General features: G+C 73.9%; 15 protein-coding genes. 5 read left to right on the forward strand and 10 right to left on the reverse strand.

Going from position 1 to position 17,965, the window contains the following annotated elements; translation table 11 throughout:
* Positions 1-2: 2 nt before the first annotated feature.
* The gene (locus AB0J08_RS29790; protein ID WP_360640945.1) at positions 3-722 is read right to left on the reverse strand and encodes a response regulator transcription factor; all 720 of its coding nucleotides are present in this window, start codon (positions 720-722) and stop codon (positions 3-5) included.
* On the reverse strand, positions 719-1,990 hold the full coding sequence (locus AB0J08_RS29795) for a sensor histidine kinase (RefSeq protein ID WP_360640946.1): 1,272 nt from the start codon (positions 1,988-1,990) through the stop codon (positions 719-721). The genes AB0J08_RS29790 and AB0J08_RS29795 overlap by 4 nt, the downstream gene beginning before the upstream one ends.
* Before the next feature lie 288 nt (positions 1,991-2,278).
* Between AB0J08_RS29795 and AB0J08_RS29800 the strand changes: the two genes are divergently transcribed.
* Complete coding sequence (locus AB0J08_RS29800; protein WP_360640947.1) at positions 2,279-4,483, forward strand: MMPL family transporter; 2,205 nt, start codon at positions 2,279-2,281, stop codon at positions 4,481-4,483.
* Positions 4,484-4,584: 101 nt separating this feature from the next.
* On the opposite strand, the gene AB0J08_RS29805 is transcribed toward AB0J08_RS29800, so the two are convergent.
* From AB0J08_RS29805 to AB0J08_RS29815, 3 genes are all read right to left on the reverse strand, one after another.
* Complete coding sequence (locus AB0J08_RS29805; RefSeq protein ID WP_360640981.1) at positions 4,585-5,169, reverse strand: DUF305 domain-containing protein; 585 nt, start codon at positions 5,167-5,169, stop codon at positions 4,585-4,587.
* Between the two features lie 158 nt (positions 5,170-5,327).
* The gene (locus tag AB0J08_RS29810) at positions 5,328-5,993 is read right to left on the reverse strand and encodes a DUF3105 domain-containing protein (protein WP_360640948.1); all 666 of its coding nucleotides are present in this window, start codon (positions 5,991-5,993) and stop codon (positions 5,328-5,330) included.
* A gap of 133 nt (positions 5,994-6,126) precedes the next feature.
* The gene (locus AB0J08_RS29815) at positions 6,127-6,702 is read right to left on the reverse strand and encodes a hypothetical protein (RefSeq protein ID WP_360640949.1); all 576 of its coding nucleotides are present in this window, start codon (positions 6,700-6,702) and stop codon (positions 6,127-6,129) included.
* Positions 6,703-6,984: 282 nt separating this feature from the next.
* Here AB0J08_RS29815 and AB0J08_RS29820 point away from each other — a divergent pair, with 282 nt between their 5' ends.
* A complete protein-coding gene (locus tag AB0J08_RS29820; RefSeq protein WP_360640950.1) occupies positions 6,985-8,562 on the forward strand; it encodes a protein phosphatase 2C domain-containing protein in 1,578 nt (525 codons plus the stop codon).
* A gap of 21 nt (positions 8,563-8,583) precedes the next feature.
* On the opposite strand, the gene AB0J08_RS29825 is transcribed toward AB0J08_RS29820, so the two are convergent.
* A complete protein-coding gene (locus tag AB0J08_RS29825; protein ID WP_360640951.1) occupies positions 8,584-9,228 on the reverse strand; it encodes a TetR/AcrR family transcriptional regulator in 645 nt (214 codons plus the stop codon).
* Between the two features lie 185 nt (positions 9,229-9,413).
* On the opposite strand from AB0J08_RS29825, the gene AB0J08_RS29830 reads away from it, so the two are divergent.
* Positions 9,414-9,638, forward strand: coding sequence for a hypothetical protein (locus AB0J08_RS29830; protein WP_360640952.1), 225 nt, complete (start codon positions 9,414-9,416; stop codon positions 9,636-9,638).
* Positions 9,639-9,767: 129 nt separating this feature from the next.
* Here the strand turns inward: AB0J08_RS29830 and cyaB are convergent, their stop codons facing one another.
* From cyaB to AB0J08_RS29850, 4 genes are all read right to left on the reverse strand, one after another.
* On the reverse strand, positions 9,768-10,331 hold the full coding sequence (gene cyaB, locus AB0J08_RS29835) for a class IV adenylate cyclase (protein WP_360640953.1): 564 nt from the start codon (positions 10,329-10,331) through the stop codon (positions 9,768-9,770).
* Between the two features lie 458 nt (positions 10,332-10,789).
* Positions 10,790-11,830, reverse strand: coding sequence for an agmatine deiminase family protein (locus AB0J08_RS29840; RefSeq protein ID WP_360640954.1), 1,041 nt, complete (start codon positions 11,828-11,830; stop codon positions 10,790-10,792).
* A 32-nt stretch (positions 11,831-11,862) separates the two neighbouring features.
* Complete coding sequence (locus AB0J08_RS29845) at positions 11,863-13,575, reverse strand: urease subunit alpha (RefSeq protein WP_360640982.1); 1,713 nt, start codon at positions 13,573-13,575, stop codon at positions 11,863-11,865.
* A 5-nt stretch (positions 13,576-13,580) separates the two neighbouring features.
* Positions 13,581-14,291, reverse strand: a complete 711-nt coding sequence (locus AB0J08_RS29850) for an urease subunit gamma (RefSeq protein ID WP_360640955.1) — start codon at positions 14,289-14,291, stop codon at positions 13,581-13,583.
* Between the two features lie 327 nt (positions 14,292-14,618).
* Here AB0J08_RS29850 and AB0J08_RS29855 point away from each other — a divergent pair, with 327 nt between their 5' ends.
* On the forward strand, positions 14,619-15,152 hold the full coding sequence (locus tag AB0J08_RS29855; protein WP_360640956.1) for an ATP-binding protein: 534 nt from the start codon (positions 14,619-14,621) through the stop codon (positions 15,150-15,152).
* Positions 15,153-15,704: 552 nt separating this feature from the next.
* Positions 15,705-17,954 carry a SpoIIE family protein phosphatase gene (locus AB0J08_RS29860; protein ID WP_360640957.1) on the forward strand — a complete coding sequence of 750 codons (2,250 nt, stop codon included), beginning with the start codon at positions 15,705-15,707 and terminating at the stop codon, positions 17,952-17,954.
* Positions 17,955-17,965: the final 11 nt, after the last annotated feature.

Genomic DNA, 17,965 nt, shown 5'->3' on the forward strand with positions numbered 1-17,965 from the left:
GGCTAGCCGGTGCGCCCGCCCCCGGGTGGGCCCCCGGCTGCCGCGCGGGCGGTGACCAGGCCCGATTCGTAGGCGGCGATGACCGCCTGGGCGCGGTCACGGACGGCGAGCTTGTCGAAGATGCTGGTGATGTGGTTCTTGACCGTGGAGAGGCTGATGTCCAGGTCGCGGGCGATCCCGGCGTTGTCGAGGCCGGTGGCCATCAGACGCCACACCTCGACCTCACGGGGGGTGAGGTCGCCCAGGCCGGTGGGGGTCGGCCGGGCGTCGCGGGGCGCCCGTACGTAGGTGGAGATCAGCCGGGTGAGCAGGCGCGGCGCGACGGCGGCCTCGCCGGCGTGGACGGTGCGGATCGCCGCGCCCAGTTCCTCCGGCGAGCTGTCCTTGGGCAGGAACCCGTACGCCCCGGCGCGCAGGGCGCCCACGACGTACTCGTCGAGGTCGAAGGTGCTGAGGGCCAGGACCCGGCAGCCGGGCACGGTGGCGGCGAGCTCCGCGGTCGCGGCGACGCCGTCGAGGACGGGCATCCGGATGTCCATCACCACGACGTCGGGGAGCAGCCGGCGCGCCAGGGTGACGGCCTGCGCGCCGTTCTCGGCCTCTCCCACCACCTCGAAGGACGGGTCGGGGGAGAGGATCAGCGACAGGCCGCGCCGGACCAGCGGCTGGTCGTCCGCGATCAGTACCCGGATCCTCGGCGGCGTCGGGCCGGCGCCGGTCATCGGAGCACCCCCTCGTGCCGGCGGGCCGGTCCGGCCGCCTCGCCCGCCTCGCCCGCTTCGTCCGTCTCGCCCGTCTCGTCCGCCTCGCCCGGGGGCAGCGGCAGCTCGGCCAGCACGGCGAAACCCCCACCGGCCTGCGGTCCGACGACGAGGGTGCCGCCGTGCAGGGCGACGCGCTCGCGCATGCCGATCAGACCGTAACCGCCCGGGCCCGCCGCCGGCGCCCCCTCCTGCGGTGGCGCGCCCCCGCCGTCGTCCCGCACCTCGATGGCGACCAGATCCTGACGGTATGTCAGGACGACGGAGGCGCGGGCCGGCCCCGCGTACTTGCGGGCGTTGGTGAGCGCCTCCTGGGCGATCCTGAACACCGTGAGGCCGACGGTCGGCGGCAGCGGGCGCCGCGGGCCGCGGACGCTCAGCTCGGTCGGCAGTCCGGCGAGGCGGGACTCGGCCACCAGGCGGTCGAGGTCGTCGGCGTCGGGCTGCGGCAGCGGCGGTGCGGTCTCCGGCTCGTCGCCGGCCCGCAGTACGTCGAGGAGCTGGCGCATCTCCCCCAGCGCGAGCCGCCCGGAGGATTCCAGCGTGACCAGGGCGTCCCGGACCACCTCCGGTCGGGCGAGGTTGGCCCGGGCTCCGCCGGCCATCAGCTGCATGGTGGTGATGTGGTGGGCCACGATGTCGTGCAACTCCCGTGCGATGCGGCGGCGTTCGTCGGCCACCGCTCGGTCGGCGAGGAGTCTGCGGTTGGCCGCCACCTCCTGCTGCCAGCGATTGACCGCGAGGGCGGTGCCGACGACGATCATGGTGGAGAGGGGCGGGCCGAGAGCCTCCTGCCACGGCGTGTTCCGGCCGCTGTTCTGGCTCAGCAGCGTCAGTACCACCGTCGCGGCGGACGCGGCCGCCGTCACCCGGCCGGGGCAGGCCCTGGCGACCGAGTACAGGGCGACCACCAGGACGGCGCCGAAGTGGCTGGGCAACGGCAGGGTCAGGGCGGCCGTCGCGTCGAGTGCCAGGACGGCGGCGAGCGCCGCCACCGGGTGGCTGCGCCGGGCGAGCAGCGGCGCGGCCGCCAGCGCGACGAGGAGGAATCCGGCCACGCTCACCTGGTGCCCGCCGTTGGGCTCGTCGAAGAACACGTAGCTGAGCAGGTTCAGCGCGCAGGCCCCGCCGGTCACGAGCGCGTCGTTGCGCGACCACGGCGGCTCGGCCAGGTCGGTGTGCAGCGTTTCCCCGGCATCGCCGGGCCCGGCGTCTCGGCTCCTGGGCATCTCTGGTTCCCCCTGTGTTCGGCCTCCCGGCCCCTCGGTCTCCCGGACAGGGTTGCACAGCGGCCTCGTCGGCAGCACCGCCGGCCGGTGCTTCGCGCCCTGGTCCGGACCCGTGGAGGAGTCGGGACCAGGACCCTGGTCCTGGTCCCGCCCCGGGGAGGGAGCAGGGGCCCCGGTCCGGATCATTCGCTGCCACGACGCCCGCCGACCCCTCCCGGTGATGGTCTGGAGGCAGGCCGGGAGCCCCCGGCAGACGCCCGTCCGCAAGCCCGTCCGCCGGAGGACATCGTGATCCGCGCCCTGACCGGATACTCCACCAGACACCCGTGGAAGATCATCGCCCTCTGGGGGGTGTTGGGTGTCGTCCTGATCGGCCTGGCCCCGACCCTGATCGCCCGTGTCACCCAGAGCCAGACCGGGGACTTCCTGCCCCGCAGCTACGACTCGGCCGCCGCCCTGCAGATCGCCCAGGAGCGGTTCGGGGCGGATCCCGACGCCACCACGGTGACGGTGCTGGTCGCCCGGACCGACGGCAAGGCCCTCGGCGACGCCGACCGGCAGCGGATCGAGGCCGAGGCGGCGAAGCTGGCCCAGCGCCGCGTGGTCATGCCCAGGGAGGACGACGGCCCGGAGTTCCTGATCCCGGACCGCTCCCAGACGCCGCGGATCGTCCCGGCGATGACGGCGCCCGACCGGAGCTTCGAACTGCTCGCCGTCCAGCTGATCGGGAACCCCGTGGACAAGGGGGTCCAGGGCGTCTACCGGGCCTTCCGGGACGCCGCCCGGGCACAGTTCGCCGAGGCGGGGATGCGCACCGGTTTCACCGGGGGCCTCGCCGGGACCGTCGACACCACCGACGCCCACGAGACCGCGGCGAAGGTCGGGAGCGCCCTCGTCATGGGGTTCATCGTCCTGCTCAACGTGCTGGTGTTCCGCAGTGTGGCGGCGGCTCTGCTGCCGCTGCTCGCGGTCAGCATGATCGGCGGTGTGGCGGTGGGAGCCGTCGGGATCGCCGCGCTGGTCACCGGCCGCAAGCTCGACGCGGGCACGCCGGGGCTGATCAACGTGGTCCTGCTCGGCATCGGCATCGACTACCTGCTGTTCCTGCTGTTCCGCTTCCGCGAGCACCTGCGCGCCCGGCCCGAGCAGCCCGCCCGGGAGGCGGCCGCACAGGTCTGCGCCCGGGTGGGCACCGCGATCACCTCCGCGGCGCTGACCATCGTGGCCGCGTTCGCCACGCTGGGCCTGGCCACCTTCGGGCAGTTCCGCTCGCTGGGCCCCGCGATCGCCGTCGCCGTCCTGGTGATGCTGCTCGGCAGCCTCACCCTGCTGCCGGCGCTGCTCGGGGCCACCGGGCGCAAGATGTTCTGGCCCTCCAGGAGCCTGCGCCGCGAGCCCGGCCGGTCCGCCCGCTTCGGCGCGCTGGTCGCGCGACGTCCGCTGACGATGCTGACCGCCTCCGTCGCCCTGCTCGCCGCGCTGGCCGCCGGGCTGATCGGCATCCGCATGGACTACGGCCAGGGCGACTCCGGTGACCGGACGCCCGCCGCGGCCACCGCCGTCGAGATCTCCCGCGTGCTGCCGGCCGGCGTGTCGGACCCGACGAGCGTCTTCGTCACCCGCACGGACGGCGCCGCCCTCACCGCCGCCGCGCTCGACGGCCTCTCCGGTGCGCTCACCCTGGTCGACGGTGTGGGCCAGGTCGCACCGACCGTCCTGAACGAGGACCACCGGGCCGCCCGGATCGACCTCTACCCGACCGCGGACCCGCAGAGCCGGCAGGCCCGCGACCTGGTCTCCGGACCGATCCGGGCCGCGGTCGCCCAGCACACGCCAGCCGGGACGACGGCCCACGTGGGCGGGACGGCGGCGATCTTCGCCGACGTCTCGACCGCCGTCGACCACGATCTCAGGATCGTGTTCCCGGTCGCGGCCGCGCTGATCGCGCTGATCCTGCTGCTGCTCCTGCGCAGCCTGCTCGCACCGGTGGTCCTGATGCTCTCCGTCGGGCTCGGCTTCGCCGCCACCCTCGGCGCCGCCACCCTGCTGTTCCAGCACGGCCTCGGCGAGCCGGGTGTCGGCTTCACCCTGCCGCTGGTGCTGTTCCTGTTCGTCGTCGCCCTGGGCACCGACTACAACATCCTGATCACCGACCGGATCCGCGAGGAGATGCGGCGACCGGGTCCGGCCCGCGCCGCCGTGGCCCGCGCGGTACAGCACACCGCACCGGCCATCGCGACGGCCGGCCTGGTGCTGGCCGGCTCCTTCGCCACTCTCGCCACGACCCCGGGGAGCGAACAGGTCGCCTTCGCGATGGCGCTCGGCATCATGCTCTCCGCGCTCGTCCTGTCACTGGTGCTGGTCCCCGCCCTGGCGGCACTCCTGGGCCGGAGCCTGTGGTGGCCGGTCCGCCCGCGGCCCGCCGCGGGCGGCGACCCGGAGCACCGTGCGACCGCCCCCGCCCCGGAACCCGAGCGGGTCACGGCGTACTGAGACCCGGACCGCAGGGCGCCGGGGCCCGACGGCAGCGCAGACGGCCGGGGGCGGTGGACGCGAACCGCGTCCACCGCCCCCGGCCGTCCGGTGCGGGTCGATCAGGAGGCGGGCACACCGGGGGCGGCGCCGCGCTCGGTGAGCATGTCGGTGATCAGCTGGATCTCCGAGGTCTGCCCGACCACCATCGACTGGGCGAGCCGCTTCTCGGTCTCGTTCCTCGCCAGGTCGACGTAGCCCTGGGCCATCTCCACCCCGCCCTTGTGGTGCTCCAGCATCAGCTGCAGGTAGTACACCTCGGCGTCGCGCCCGCTGAGCGAACGCAGCTTGGCGAGCTGGGTGTTGGTGGCCATGCCGGGCATCAGCGAGCCGTCGTGCGCCGTGTAGTCGTGGCCCATCCTCATCCACGTCATCGGCTTGGCCGCCGAGTGCTGCGGGAGCCCCCACTGGTCGAGCCAGCCCATCATCATCCCGCGCTGGTTGGCCTGGGTGTTGATGATGTCGAAGGCGAGGGTGCGCACCGGCTCGTCGCCGGTCCGGTCACGGACGATGAACGACAGGTCGACGGCCTGCTGGTGGTGGGTCGCCATGTCACGGGCGAAGCCGGCCTCGGGCGAGTCGCCCGCCGGGGCCGTGAGCGAGGACGAGCCGGAGGCCGAGGTCCCGCTCGCGACCAGCGCGGGTATCCCGAGTGCGAGGGCGAGCGCGGCGGCCAGCGCGGCCGGCCACCAGAGCCGCCTGCGGCCGGCGCGCGGTGCCGCGTCCTGCGAGCCGCCGTCCCGGGCGTCGCCGCGGGCGTTTTCGGCAGCCCCGCCGCGGGCGTCGGGTGCCGCCTCGTCGGCGGTCACATCGCCCCCATGGTGCAGGAGGCGCCCGGCTCCTGGGTCTGCTTGCCCTGCACGTACTTGGTGAAGAACTCGCCCACCCGGGGGTCGTTGGCGCTGTCCACGACCAGCTGGGTGCTCCAGGCGCTGAGGGTGATCGTGCCCTTCTCGTCCGGGTAGGGGCTCATCAGCGAGTACGGGGTGGCCTGCACCTTGTCGGAGAGGGCCTTGATGTCCTCCGGGGTGGCCTTGCCGTTGTACGTGACCCAGACCGCGCCGTGCTCCAGCGAGTGGACGGCGCGCTCGTTCTCGACCGGCTGGTCGTAGACGTGGCCCATGCAGTCCAGCCAGACCGCGTTGTGGTCGCCGCCGACCGGCGGGGTCTGCGGGTAGGTGACCTTCTCCTTGACGTGGTTGCGGCTCAGGTCGCCGAAGGTCTGGACGCCGTCGATCGGCGCGGCGGCCGCGGCCTCCTTGGCCTTCCTGTCCTGGTTGGCGTCGATCACGATCCAGGTGCCGGTGGCGATCGCGGCGATCACCAGGGTGCCGGCGATCACCGAGGCGATGATCTTGTTCCGGCGGTCCCGGCGCTGCTCGGCGGCGCGCAGCTCGGCTATCCGGGCGCGACGGTCGAGACCTGCCTGCTTGCCGCTCGGCTTGTTGGACTGCTTCGAGGCGGAACCCATGAGGTGTCCTTGTCCCCGCCGCGCGCTTCGGGCGCGGCGGTCTGATGAGAGGGCGGAAGGGCGGATCCGCCGGCGCCGCCCCTTCCGCCGTCCGCTCGGACGGGCAGGAGGGAGGGCCGGCGGTGGGTTCCGCTCAGGACCGGTGAACTTGGAGCTCGTGCAGGTCGGGTGCCGGACGCGGACCGTCCAGGAGTCCGCTGGACACCACCCGGGATCGCGCCTCGGGCGTCTCCGTGCGGGCCGCCACGGCGGGCTGCGGATGCGGCGGCGGGTTGGGCAGCTGGGCGTCCTGGGCGCAGTACGGGTGGCCGGAGCAGCCGTCGTTGCGGTGCGGCGACTCGCCGTCGGCGGAGCACCACGTCCAGTGCTGCCGCTCCTCGGCGCGCAACCGGTCGAAAGGCGTGACGGCCGGGCCGGTACGCGGGGCCCCGGCCCGCCGGGACGCGTGCTCCGCCCCGGATGCCCGCGGTGTCGCGGGCGCCTGCGCTACCCCGGTCGTCGGTGAGGCCGCGACGGCCGGGCCGACGACGGTGCTCTCCGGAACGGCCGCCGCCGGGGCGGACCGGTCCGCCGAGACCGCCTGGGCCTGACCCGCGCACGGGAGCGCCGTCAGCAGCCCGACCAGCAGAAGGATCCACAGGGCACCCGCCGGGCGGTCCGCGAGTACGGCCCTCCCCGGTCGGGGCGTTCTGGGGGCCGACGCGGTCATGCGCACATTTAATCAGCCGAACGAGTGAAGCGATGCCCCTCCTCGGCCCCCATTTTCGGCGCCCGAACCTACCGAACACCCCGGAAACGCCCTGCTCCGGGCAGTTCCGGCAAGCAGGGACGGAACGGAAGCGGAACGAGGGGCGAACCCGGCGACCGGGATCATCCGATCAGTGTGCGGTTGTCGCCGAAACCCGGACAGCGTCGTTGCACTCGGAGACAATGACGTCGAGTCCGGCCCCGCCGGGGGCGGCGCGACCACGGACCGACCAGGAGCCGCCAGATGAGCAAAGAGGGTGCACCCGCACAGCAGCACCGGCCGGACGACGGTTGGTGGGAAACGGTCTACGAAGGGCCGGCGGGCACCCTCCCCGACACCCCGGGCGCGGTACCGGGGGAGGGAAGCGTCGACGAGTGGTTCGAGACGGCGGCCGGGTTGATCGGCCGGCAGCGCACGGACGGGCCGGCGGACGGGGTGGAGCCCGGGGCGGCGGCCGGGGTGGAGCCCGCGCCGGAGCCCGTGGCACCGGCGCGGGACAGCATCGACGACTGGTTCGACACCGCGGCCGGTGTGATCGGGCAGCAACGCGGACCGGAGGAGACGCACAGGTTCCAGGCCCCGGCCTGGGCGGCGGGCCCCGAGCCGGAGCCGGTGGTGGCGTCCGAGGCGGAGCCGGCGGTGGAGCCCGAGGCGGAGCCGGTGATGGAGCCCGAGGCGGCTCCCGTCCTGCGGAAGAACCCGGAGCCGGAACCGGCCGCCGAGCCGGCAGCCGCACCGGAGGCCGAGCCCGAGCCGGCGTTCGAGCCCGGATCCGCCGCAGAGTTCGAAGCCCCCGTCCCCGCGCCCGCCCCCGTCCCCGAGACCACTCCCGCCCCCTCGGTTGCGTCCGTGGCCCGCCCGGCCCCCCGGTCGGTGCTCGCCGACGCAGGGCCCGCCGTCCCGCACGTCGGCGAGCGCCCGCCCACATACGGGCCCGAGCCGACCGCCGTGCCGGAGGCGGACCCGGGCTCGCTCGGCGCCGTCGTGCCGGACACCGTCCTGGAGGGCGCCCAGTACGCCACCGCGACCCTGCGAGCCGTCTCGGTCCGCGGCGACTCCGCCCGCTACCGCGGCGAGCCCCGCCGGGACGCGCTGCTGGTGACCAGGTTCGGCGAGGGCGCGGACGGCCTCTTACTCGCCGCACTCGGAGGCTTCGACCGCACGGGCGGGGGCGCCTCCGGCACCCTCGCCGCCGCCGAGCTCGCCCCCGAGGCGGTCGCCACCGCCGCCGCCGAGTCCTGCCGCCAGCTCGCCGCCGCAATCGGCCGCAGCCGGGCCGGCCTCGCCGCCGACCTGCGCGACGGTGCGCGGGACCGCCTCCGCTACGGCCTCCAACGGCTCGCCACGGCGGCCGCCGCCCCGCTGCGCGCCCTCACCTCCCGGGCGACGGGCGACGATCCGGCCTCCCCCGCCTCGCTGCACTGCCTGCTGCTCTCGCTCGACCCGGCGGCCTCCTACCGGGCGGCCTTCGGCGTCGGCCCGGGCGGGCTGTACCTGCTGCGTTCCGGTCACTGGATCGACGCCTACGCGGCTCGGCTGCTGCACCATCCGGACGGGCAACCGCCGGTGCCGGACGGTCCGGTGCCTGACCCGCGCCCGTTCCGCTTCCGGATGGTCCCGGCGACCCCGGGCGACATCCTGCTGCTCTGCACCCCGGGCCTGGCCCGGCCCATCGCCGACGAGCCGGCCGTCGCACACTTCCTGGCCGCCCACTGGGCACACCCCCACCCGCCGGGCACCGTGGACTTCCTGCGCCAGGTACAGGTCCGCGCCAAGGGCTACGCCGACGACCGCACGGCGGCCGCGATCTGGACGGAGTGAGGAGCCTTCGGACGGGGTCCGTCAGGCGGGTGCCAGCAGGGTCCGGCAGGCCGACTCCGCCAGGTGCAGCGCCCTCGTGCGGCGCGCGCCGGGCAGGCCGAGCGCGATCGGCACGGCGAGACCGTCCAGCAGGGCCCGGATCTGGGCGGCGCGCTCGGCTGCCCCGGCGCCGTCCGCCGCTCCGTCGGGTCCGTCCGCTCCGGCGGGGCCGGCCGTGAAGGAGCCGGAGGCCGTCCCCTCGTCGAGCAGGGCGACGAGGTCGGCGTCCCAGGGGGCCTCGATCTCCAGTTGCCCCTGCCGGAGTTCCTCACTGGCGGGGGAGCGCCCCCACACCTCCACCCAGAGGATCCAGCGCGGATCGCCCGGGCCCTCGGGCAGGTAGAGCCGGGTGTAGTCGCCCAACCGCTCCCAGACGTCCCGCCCGCCGTCGGTCAGGGCGGTGTGGCGGCGGGCCCCGAGCTGGTCCTCGCTCCAGCGCAGGGTCTCCAGCAGCAGCTGGTCCTTGCTGCCGAAGTAGTAGAGCAGGTGCCCGGCGCTCATCTGCAGCTGTTTGCCGAGGCCGGCCATGGTGAGCTTGGCGAGCCCGTGCTCGGCGATGGCAGCCCGCGCGGTGGCGAAGACCTCCTCGCGGGGGCGCGCCGGCCGGCGCGGGCGGGCGTCCGCCATGTGCTGCTCTCCTCTGTGCTGCTGCGGCTGTGCCGCTCGCGTCCCACGATACTGGCCGTGCCCGAAGGGCCACGGAGTGGGAAGCCGGCCGGTTCGACGGCACGCTGCTGCGGGTACGTACCGAATACCGCGCGGCGCGCACCGCATCGTGCGGGCAACGGACGACCCGATCCGAGGGGGTGGCCATGGCCACGCTCATCGCCCTGTTCGCCGTCCTGGCCGTGGTCGTGACCGGCCTGGCGGTCCACCTGAACCGCCGCGGCAACGGCCCCACCGAGAACCTCGACGGCCTGCTCGCCGAACAGCAGCGCCTCGCCCAGCTGCGGGCCCTGCGCTCCTCCTACAGCTCGATCGCCATGCACAGCACCCATGGCCTCACCACCGACGACCTCGGCCGCCACCCCCACTGACCCCACGGCCCGGACCAGGCCGCTCGCAGTGCCCGATCGTGCGCGACCGGCGTGACTACCTCCCGACGACCACTGAACGACCACGCCCCGCCCGGACTCCGGGTGGGGCGCTTCGTCATGCCCAGGGGGTCAGGCCGGACGTGCGGCGACGACCGCGTCGGTGTAGAACTCGGTCGTCAGGTCGTCCTCACCGATCCCGAGCTCAGCGAGAACAGCCCGGACGACGTCCAGGGCCGGTCCGAGGTCTGCCTCGGTCTCAGCGGCGGTCTCGACCTCGATGAATGTCCCGTCGATCTCGGGGACGCGAACCAGTGTGGCCAGGAAATGCCGGCCCCCGTGCCGGAAGTCGTAGTTTCGGCAGCGCTTCTCGAAGGCGATGCGCGGGACGAATCCGAGCCCGAGGACGATCTCGTGGGCGGCCTCGGCGTCCTCGACTACCGTCTCCGCCTCAGGCTTCGATCCCGACGCTTCATCGACGCGGGCACCCTTGTAGGTGAGGACGGTACGGGTGTCGTCCGGGCCGTGCACGGTGCGGATCCGCAGCTCCCTGTCGGCGCCCATGAGGGAGCCGTCTCGGGCGTCGTAGTAGGTGTCGCGGTACACCTCAGCCCTGCCGGCTCCGTATCGGTCCTCCAACTGCCTGAGGACTGCTTCCGGATCCCGGACTGCTGCCTTCAGCTCAGCCTCGATCATGTCCGTCCCTCCGTCAGATCACGCGCTCCGAGTCACGCACCATCGCCTCGAACTGCCGCCGCCACCCCCTGAAGAGGGGACCGTACGGGGTGGCCGGCACCAGTACGAGCACCCCGGGTAGGAGCCCCATGGGAATTCTCTGGCGCAAGTCCGAGGCGCCGGCGGAAGCCAAGAGGCCGACCCGGGTGTTCGATGATGTGGACGGATGGGCTCCGCTCGGCACGGTGGGCGGTCGGGGCGTACTGGAGTCCCCGCAGTGCAGGCGGCCGGAGTCGAGCTCTGACCGGGCACCCCCAAGAAGGGCGCGGCGGCTCGACTCCGGCTCCTGTCGGGATCAAGTGGGAGAGAAGCGGGAGATGATCTTCGTAAGCGCCTGCTAGGTCCTGCTGGCTATTGCTGGGTTCCAGCAGGTCGGGGGAAGGTAACCCCCCGGGCCGGCGCTCTGACCTGCTGATCTCTCAGCGCCTCGGCTGCTGCTGGGTGATGCAGTGGATGCCGCCGCCGTTGGCGAAGATCTCCCGGGCGTCGACGAGTTCGACGGTGCGGCCGGGGTAGGCGCGGCCGAGGACGGCGGCGGCCTCCTGGTCGCGCGGGTCGTCGAAGGCGCAGAGCACCACGGCGCCGTTGGCCACGTAGTGGTTGATGTAGGAGTAGTCGACCGGTTCGCCGTCCTCGTCCAGCAGGACGGTGGGGGCGGGCAGTTCGATGACCTCCAGGGTGCGGCCCCGCGCGTCGGTGGAGGCGCGCAGGATCGCCACCAGCTCCTGGCACACCTGGTGGTCGGGGTGGGCCGGGTCCGGCTGGACGTGGGCGACCACGACGCCGGGGCGGACGAAGGAGGCGACGATGTCGATGTGGCCGCGGGTGCCGAACTCGTCGTAGTCGCGGGTGAGTCCGCGCGGCAGCCAGATCGCCTTGGTGGTGCCGAGGTGGGCGTGCAGCTCGGCCTCGACCTCCTCGCGGGTCCAGTCGGAGTTGCGACCCTCGCCGAGCTGCACGGTGTCGGTGACGAGGACGGTGCCCTCGCCGTCGACGTGGATGCCGCCGCCCTCGTTGATCAGGCGGGAGGCGAAGCGCTGAACACCCGTCAGTTCGCTGATGTGCTCGGCGATGTGCTGGTCGTTGTCCCATCGGGCCCAGGACTGCGCGCCCCAGCCGTTGAAGATCCAGTCGGCGGCGGCCAGCGAACCCTTGTCGTCGATCAGGAAGGACGGGCCGATGTCGCGCATCCAGGCGTCGTCCAGCGGGCGTTCGACGATCTCGACCTCGGGGGAGACGTACTTGCGCGCCTGCTCGGTCTCGCCGGTGTTGACCACCAGCGTCACCGGCTCGTACCGGACGATGGTGTTGGCCACCGCGGCCCAGGCCTCGCGTCCGGCGTGCAGGTGCTCCGGGCTGTCGAAGGTCGGGTTGGTGGTCGGGAAGGCCATCCAGGTGCGCTCGTGCGGGTGCCACTCGGCGGGCATCCGGTAGCCGAGCGAGGCGGGGGTGGGGGTCATCTTCGCGTCCTAGGAAAGAAAGTGAGGGTGGGTCAGAGGAAGTAGAGGCGGCTGAGCGAGACGCTGTCGGCGGGCTCGGAGCGCAGTGGCGAGCCGTCCAGCGAGACCAGGCCGGTCTCGGTGACCTGGACGTTGCCGACCCGGGCGTTGCGGACCATGTCGCGCGGGCCGATGCCGCGGGTGTTCCGCACGCCGACCCGGCGGCGCCTGGTCGGCATGCCGTCGGCGGCCCGGTCGAGGTAGGCGCCGTCGGCGGCGGCCTGGGCGACGAAGGCGACGGAGATGTCCGCGGCGGTGGCGCCGTGGGCGCCGAACTGGGGGCCGAGGACGAGGGGTTCGCAGCGGTCGGTGGAGGCGTTGGGGTCGCCGACGACGCCGTAGGCGGGGAAGCCGGCCTTGAGGACGAGTTGGGGTTTGGCGCCGAAGTGGTCGGGGCGCCACAGGACGATGTCGGCGAGTTTGCCGATCTCGATGGAGCCGACCTCGTGGGCGAGGCCGTGGGCGATGGCGGGGTTGATGGTGAGTTTGGCGATGTAGCGCAGGACGCGTTCGTTGTCGTCGCCGCCGTCGGTGGTGCCGTAGGAGCCGGTGCCGTCGAGGGGTCCGAGTTCGGCCTTCATCTTGCCGGCCATGGCGAAGGTGCGGCGGACGGTCTCGCCGGCGCGGCCCATGCCCTGGGCGTCGGAGGAGGTGATGCCGATGACGCCGAGGTCGTGCAGGACGTCCTCGGCGCCCATGGTGCCGGCGCGGATGCGGTCGCGGGCCATGGCGGCGTCGCCGGGGAGGTCGACCTTGAGGTCGTGGGCGGAGACGATCATGCCGAAGTGTTCGCCGAGGGCGTCGCGGCCGAAGGGCAGGGTGGGGTTGGTGGAGGAGCCGATGACGTTCTCGACGCCGGCCATCTTGAGGACGTTGGGGACGTGTCCGCCGCCGCAGCCCTCGATGTGGAAGGCGTGGATGGTGCGGCCTTCGAGGACCTTGAGGGTGTCCTCGACGGAGAGGCACTCGTTGAGGCCGTCGGTGTGCAGGGCGACCTGGACGTCGTACTCCTCGGCGACGCGCAGGGCGGTGTCCAGGGCGCGGGTGTGGGCGCCCATGTCCTCGTGGACCTTGAAGCCGGAGGCGCCGCCCTCGGCGAGGGCCTCGATCAGCGGGGCCGGGTCGGAGGAGGAGCCGCGGCCGAGGAAGCCGATGTTGACGGGCCAGGCGTCGAAGGCGTTGAAGGCGTGGCGCAGGGCCCAGGGCGAGTTCACCCCGACTCCCCAGACCGGGCCGAACTCCTGGCCGATGATCGTGGTGACGCCGGAGGCGAGCGAGGCCTCCATGATCCGCGGGGAGAGCAGGTGGACGTGGGTGTCGATGGCGCCGGCGGTGGCGATCATGCCCTCGCCGGACACGATCGTCGTCCCGGTGCCGACGACGACGTCCACGCCGTCCAGGGTGTCCGGGTTGCCGGCTCGGCCGATGGAGGCGATCCGGCCGTCGATCAGGCCGATCGAGGTCTTGCGGATGCCCTGGACCGCGTCGATCACCAGCACGTTGCTGATCACGACGTCACAGGTGTCGCGGACGGCGGCGGCCTTGAGGTGCAGGCCGTCGCGGGCGGTCTTGCCGAACCCGGCCAGGAACTCCTCGCCGGGCGCCTGCGAGTCGGACTCGACCCGGACGATCAGACCGGAGTCGCCGAGCCGGATCCGGTCCCCTGCCCGGGGGCCGTGCACCGCGATGTAGTCGTGCGGGGTGATGGCGCTCACGATTCCACCTCGGCGTCGTCGAAGTTGGTCAGGTAGCCGGTCGCGCGGGCCTTGGCCAGGGCTGCCTCCTTGGCGCCCGGCGCGTCCAGCGGACCGTCCACCAGCCCGGCGAAGCCGATCGCGACCCGTTCGCCGCCGATCGGCAGCAGGCCGACCTCGACCGTGGCGCCCGGGTCGAAGCGCACCGAGGACCCGGCGGGCACCGCGAGGTGGGTGCCGTAGGCGGCCCCGCGGTCGAAGGCCAGGCGCGGGTTGGCCTCGAAGAAGTGGAAGTGCGAGGTGACCGAGATCGGCACCTCGGAGGTGTTGTGGACGGGCAGCACCACCGTCTCCTCGACGGGGTCGTAGCCCGTTCCCGCGCCGAGCAGTGCGCCGCCCGGTGCGTCGTCGCCGAGCGAGCCGGCGCCCTTGAACGGGTCGTTCACCACGGCCAGCCGGGTGCCGTCGTCGAAGACCGCCTCGACCTGGACGACGGTGACCACGTCCGGGACGCCGGGGAGCACGTCGTCGGCGGTGAGCACGCTGCGCCCGGCCTCGATGGCCTCGGCGAGGCGCCGGCCGTCGCGGGCGGCCTCGCAGACGGCGTCGGCGATCAGCGCGTGCGCCTCGGGGATGTTGAGGCGTACGCCTCGGGCGCGCCGGGCGCGGGCCAGCTCGGCTGCTGTGAAGATCAGCAGCCGGTCCCGCTCGGTGGGGGTCAGTCGCACGGTTCCTCGCTCGCGGTCGCCGGGGAGTGCCGGTGGGTGCCGGGGATGAAGTTAGAACGGCGTTCAAATATCTCGGGCCATTGAACCCGGACCCGGCCGCTCTGTCCAGCGTTGCCCGAAAACGGCTCGTACGCATCGCAAACCTGTCCGGGGCGGGCAGTTGGATCACGAGGATCACGCCGTGCACCTTTCACCCCAGGTGATCGGACGCACACTGTTCCAAACGCCGAAAGCTGGGCATGAGGATGGTGGTCAGAACGAGGCGGCCACCCGACCGGCGGGGGATCCGGCAGCGGGTGCCCGGATTGAGGGCGGGGGCATGTGGTGATGGACGGTCAGTCGCGATTCCCGCGGCAGCGGACGGGCTCGGGGGATGCCTTCCGGTCCAGGCCTCAGGGAGGCGCACCGGGTGCGTCCGGGGTCACCGGCACGGCGGGCCAGGCGCTGCCGAGCACCTCGGCGCCGGGCTGTGCACTGAACCGACGGCTGCACCTGGCGGTCGACGCGGCCGATCTGGTCGCGGTCGGCGCGGTCCGCCGGCGGCTGCGCTCCGCGCTCGGCCACTGGGGGGTGCCGGAGCTGGCCGACACGGCCGAGCTGCTCTCCTCCGAGCTGGTCACCAATGCGCTGCTGCACACCGGCCAGGGCGCGGTCTTCGTCGCGGTGCTCACGGCGGACCTACGGCTGCGGATCGAGGTCCAGGACGGCGTCACCCGGCTGCCCGGCCGCCGCCGGGAGCAGGACGCCGAGTACGCCACCTCGGGGCGGGGGCTGATGTTGGTCGAGGCGCTGGCGGACTCCTGGGGCGTGCAACTGCGCGGGGACGGCAAGGTCACCTGGTTCGAGCTGGTCACCGCCTGACCGTTCCTTCTCTCCGGCTTTCCCCGGGCCCCGGCCCCACCTCCTGTCTCACGTCCCGATCCGCGGCCCGTCCGGCCCCGATCCGCGGCCCGTCCGGCCCCGATCCGCGGCCCGTCCGGCCCCGATCCGCGGCCCGTCCGGCCCCGATCCGCGGCCCGTCCGCCGTGCTGCCGTCCGCCCCTCGCGCTGCCGCGCGCCCCCTCCTCGCGCCACCGCCGCCGCTGCCCGGCGCCCCCGGCAGCACCCGTTCGGCGCGGTCCGCGGACGTCGGCCGACCGGGCTCCCGGACCGCCAGTACCAGGTCGTTCGCTGCCGAACGGCACCCCTGGGCGAAGGCCGAGCCGAATATTCCCGGCCCGGTGCCATTGCCGCTCGGCCGAACATTGGCCAGGATGGTGGGAATGTGTGTCCACGTGCGGCAGGCAGCGGGGAGACCTCACCTCGACTGACAACCGCCCGGCGGCACGGTCCGATCGAGCACCACCCACTCACACTGCCACGCGGCCAGGCCGGACAGTCGGCGCGGCCCGTCACGGCAGCGGCAGGAGCAGCATGCCCACTGAGCCCGAGTCACCGGGGCCGGCGCTTCCTCCCGGCCAGTCCACGGCCGGGTCGGGGCGGGCGAGACCACCCGCCCAGGCGGTGCGCAGGCACGCGCTGCGGACGGCACCCGGCCTGGCCGCAGGCCGGCTGGCGCCGATGCTCCCGGGTGCCCTGCCCGTCGCCTCGGGGGACTCCACGCCGGACTGGCTGGAGCCCGCGATGGCCGCCAACGGCATCGGCTCCTTCGACTGGGACATCCGCCGCGACGTCCTGGAGGGCGACCAGCGGGCCTGCGCGATCATGGGCCTGGACACGGTCGAGCGGGACCGTTTCGACCGAACCTCCGCCTCCTTCCTGGCCCTGCTGCACCCCGAGGACGCGCCCGTGGTGCGCCGCCGGGTCGAGCGCGCCGTCGCCGAGCTGGGCCAGTGCGGCGCCTACTACCGCACCGTCGGGCCGAGCGGGGCGATGCGCGCCGTGCGGTTCCGCGGCCGGGTCCTCGCGGACGCCTTCGGCCGGGCCTCGCGAATGGTCGGCTTCATCTGGGACGCCACCGTCGAGCTGCGCAAGCGCGATCGCGCCGACCGGATGGCGCTGCTGCGGGAGGAGCGCTCGCGGTTCATCAAGGAGGCCGCCCGCGCGCTCTCGGAGGCCGTCACCGTCCGTGACGTGGCGCGGGTCTTCACCGAGCTCCCGCTGCCCGGGCTGCCGCCGGACGGCCTGGTACTGGCCTCCTTCGAGTCCGGCCGGGTGCAGATCCTCGGCGCCTCCGGCTACCGGCCGGAGGAGCTCTCCTTCTGGGACCGCTCGGTGCTGCCCGCCGACCACCCGGCGGCCGAGGCGCTGCGCAACCGGGCGCCGATCTTCATCGCCAGCCGCGACGAGTTCCTGGAGCGCTACGCGAAGGTGTGGACGCCGACCAGCCGGACCGGCCGCAGCTCCTGGGCGTTCCTGCCGCTGGTCGCCAGCGGCCGGCCGATCGGCGTCTGCCTGGTCAGCTTCGACGACGACCGCCAGCTGGACGCCGACGAGCGCACCCTGCTGTCGACACTCGGCGGCCTGGTGGCGCAGTCACTGGCCCGGGCCCGGCTGCACGACGCCGAGCACGAGCTGGCGGCCGGCCTGCAGCGGGTGATGCTGCCGCGCAACGTCCCGTCGGTGCCCGGGGTGACCACCGCCGTCCGGTACCTGGCGGCCGGCTCCGGTCTGCAGATCGGCGGCGACTGGTACGACGTCGTCCCGCTGCCCGGCGGGCACGTCGGACTGGTGATCGGCGACGTCCAGGGGCACGACGTGCACGCTGCCGGGATCATGGGCCAGCTGCGGATCGCGCTGCGCGCGTACGCGGCCGAGGGCCACCCGCCGGCGGCCGTGATGGCCCGCGCCTCCCGCTTCCTCGCCGATCTGGACACCGACCACTTCGCCACCTGCACCTATGCCGAGGTCAACGTCGACTACGGCGTGGTCTACGCCGTCCGGGCGGGCCACCTCGACCCGGTGGTCCGCCGGGCAGACGGCACCGCCGCCGTGGTCCAGGTCGCGGGCGGGCTGCCGCTGGGCATCGCGCCGGACGAGGAGTACCGGGTCACCCGCTTCAGCCTGGACCCGGGCGAGACGGTGCTGCTCTGCACCGACGGCCTGGTCGAGGCGCGCGGCATGGACCTCGACGACGGCATCGCCCGGCTGACCGAGGTGGTCGCCGGACCGCTCGCCGACCGGGAGGAGGGCCGGGTCGACCCGCTGGAGGAGCTGGCCGACCGGATCTCCTCCCAGGTCGCCGACTCCAGCGAGCGCGAGGACGACATAGCGCTCCTGCTGCTGCGCTGGGACGGGCCGGAGGGCGGCCTGGCCGCCCAGCAGCTGCGCCGCCGGATCGGGCAGGCCGACCTCGCCCGGATCTCCGAGGTGCGGGCCGAGCTGCGCGACGCGCTGCGCCGCTGGGGCGTCGCCGAGCTGGTGGACACCGCCGAGCTGCTCGTCTCCGAGCTGGTCACCAACGCGATCCGGCACACCGACCGGGACGCCATGTTCACCGCCCGGCTCTACCGCGAGCCGGTAGCGGACGGCGGCCGGGCCCGGCTGCGGGTCGAGGTGGAGGACGAGTCCGACCTCTGGCCGACCCGGAGGACGCCGGGGGAGCAGGCCTCTTCCGGGCGCGGACTGATGCTGGTCGAGGCGCTGGCGGACGGCTGGGGCGTGGAGCCGCGCGGCTCGGGCAAGCGGATGTGGTTCGAACTCACCGCCACACCGGCGGCCTGACCGGCCCGGGG

The organism is Kitasatospora sp. NPDC050463 (genome assembly GCF_040655255.1).
In the GTDB taxonomy this organism is placed as follows: Bacteria; Actinomycetota; Actinomycetes; order Streptomycetales; family Streptomycetaceae; genus Kitasatospora.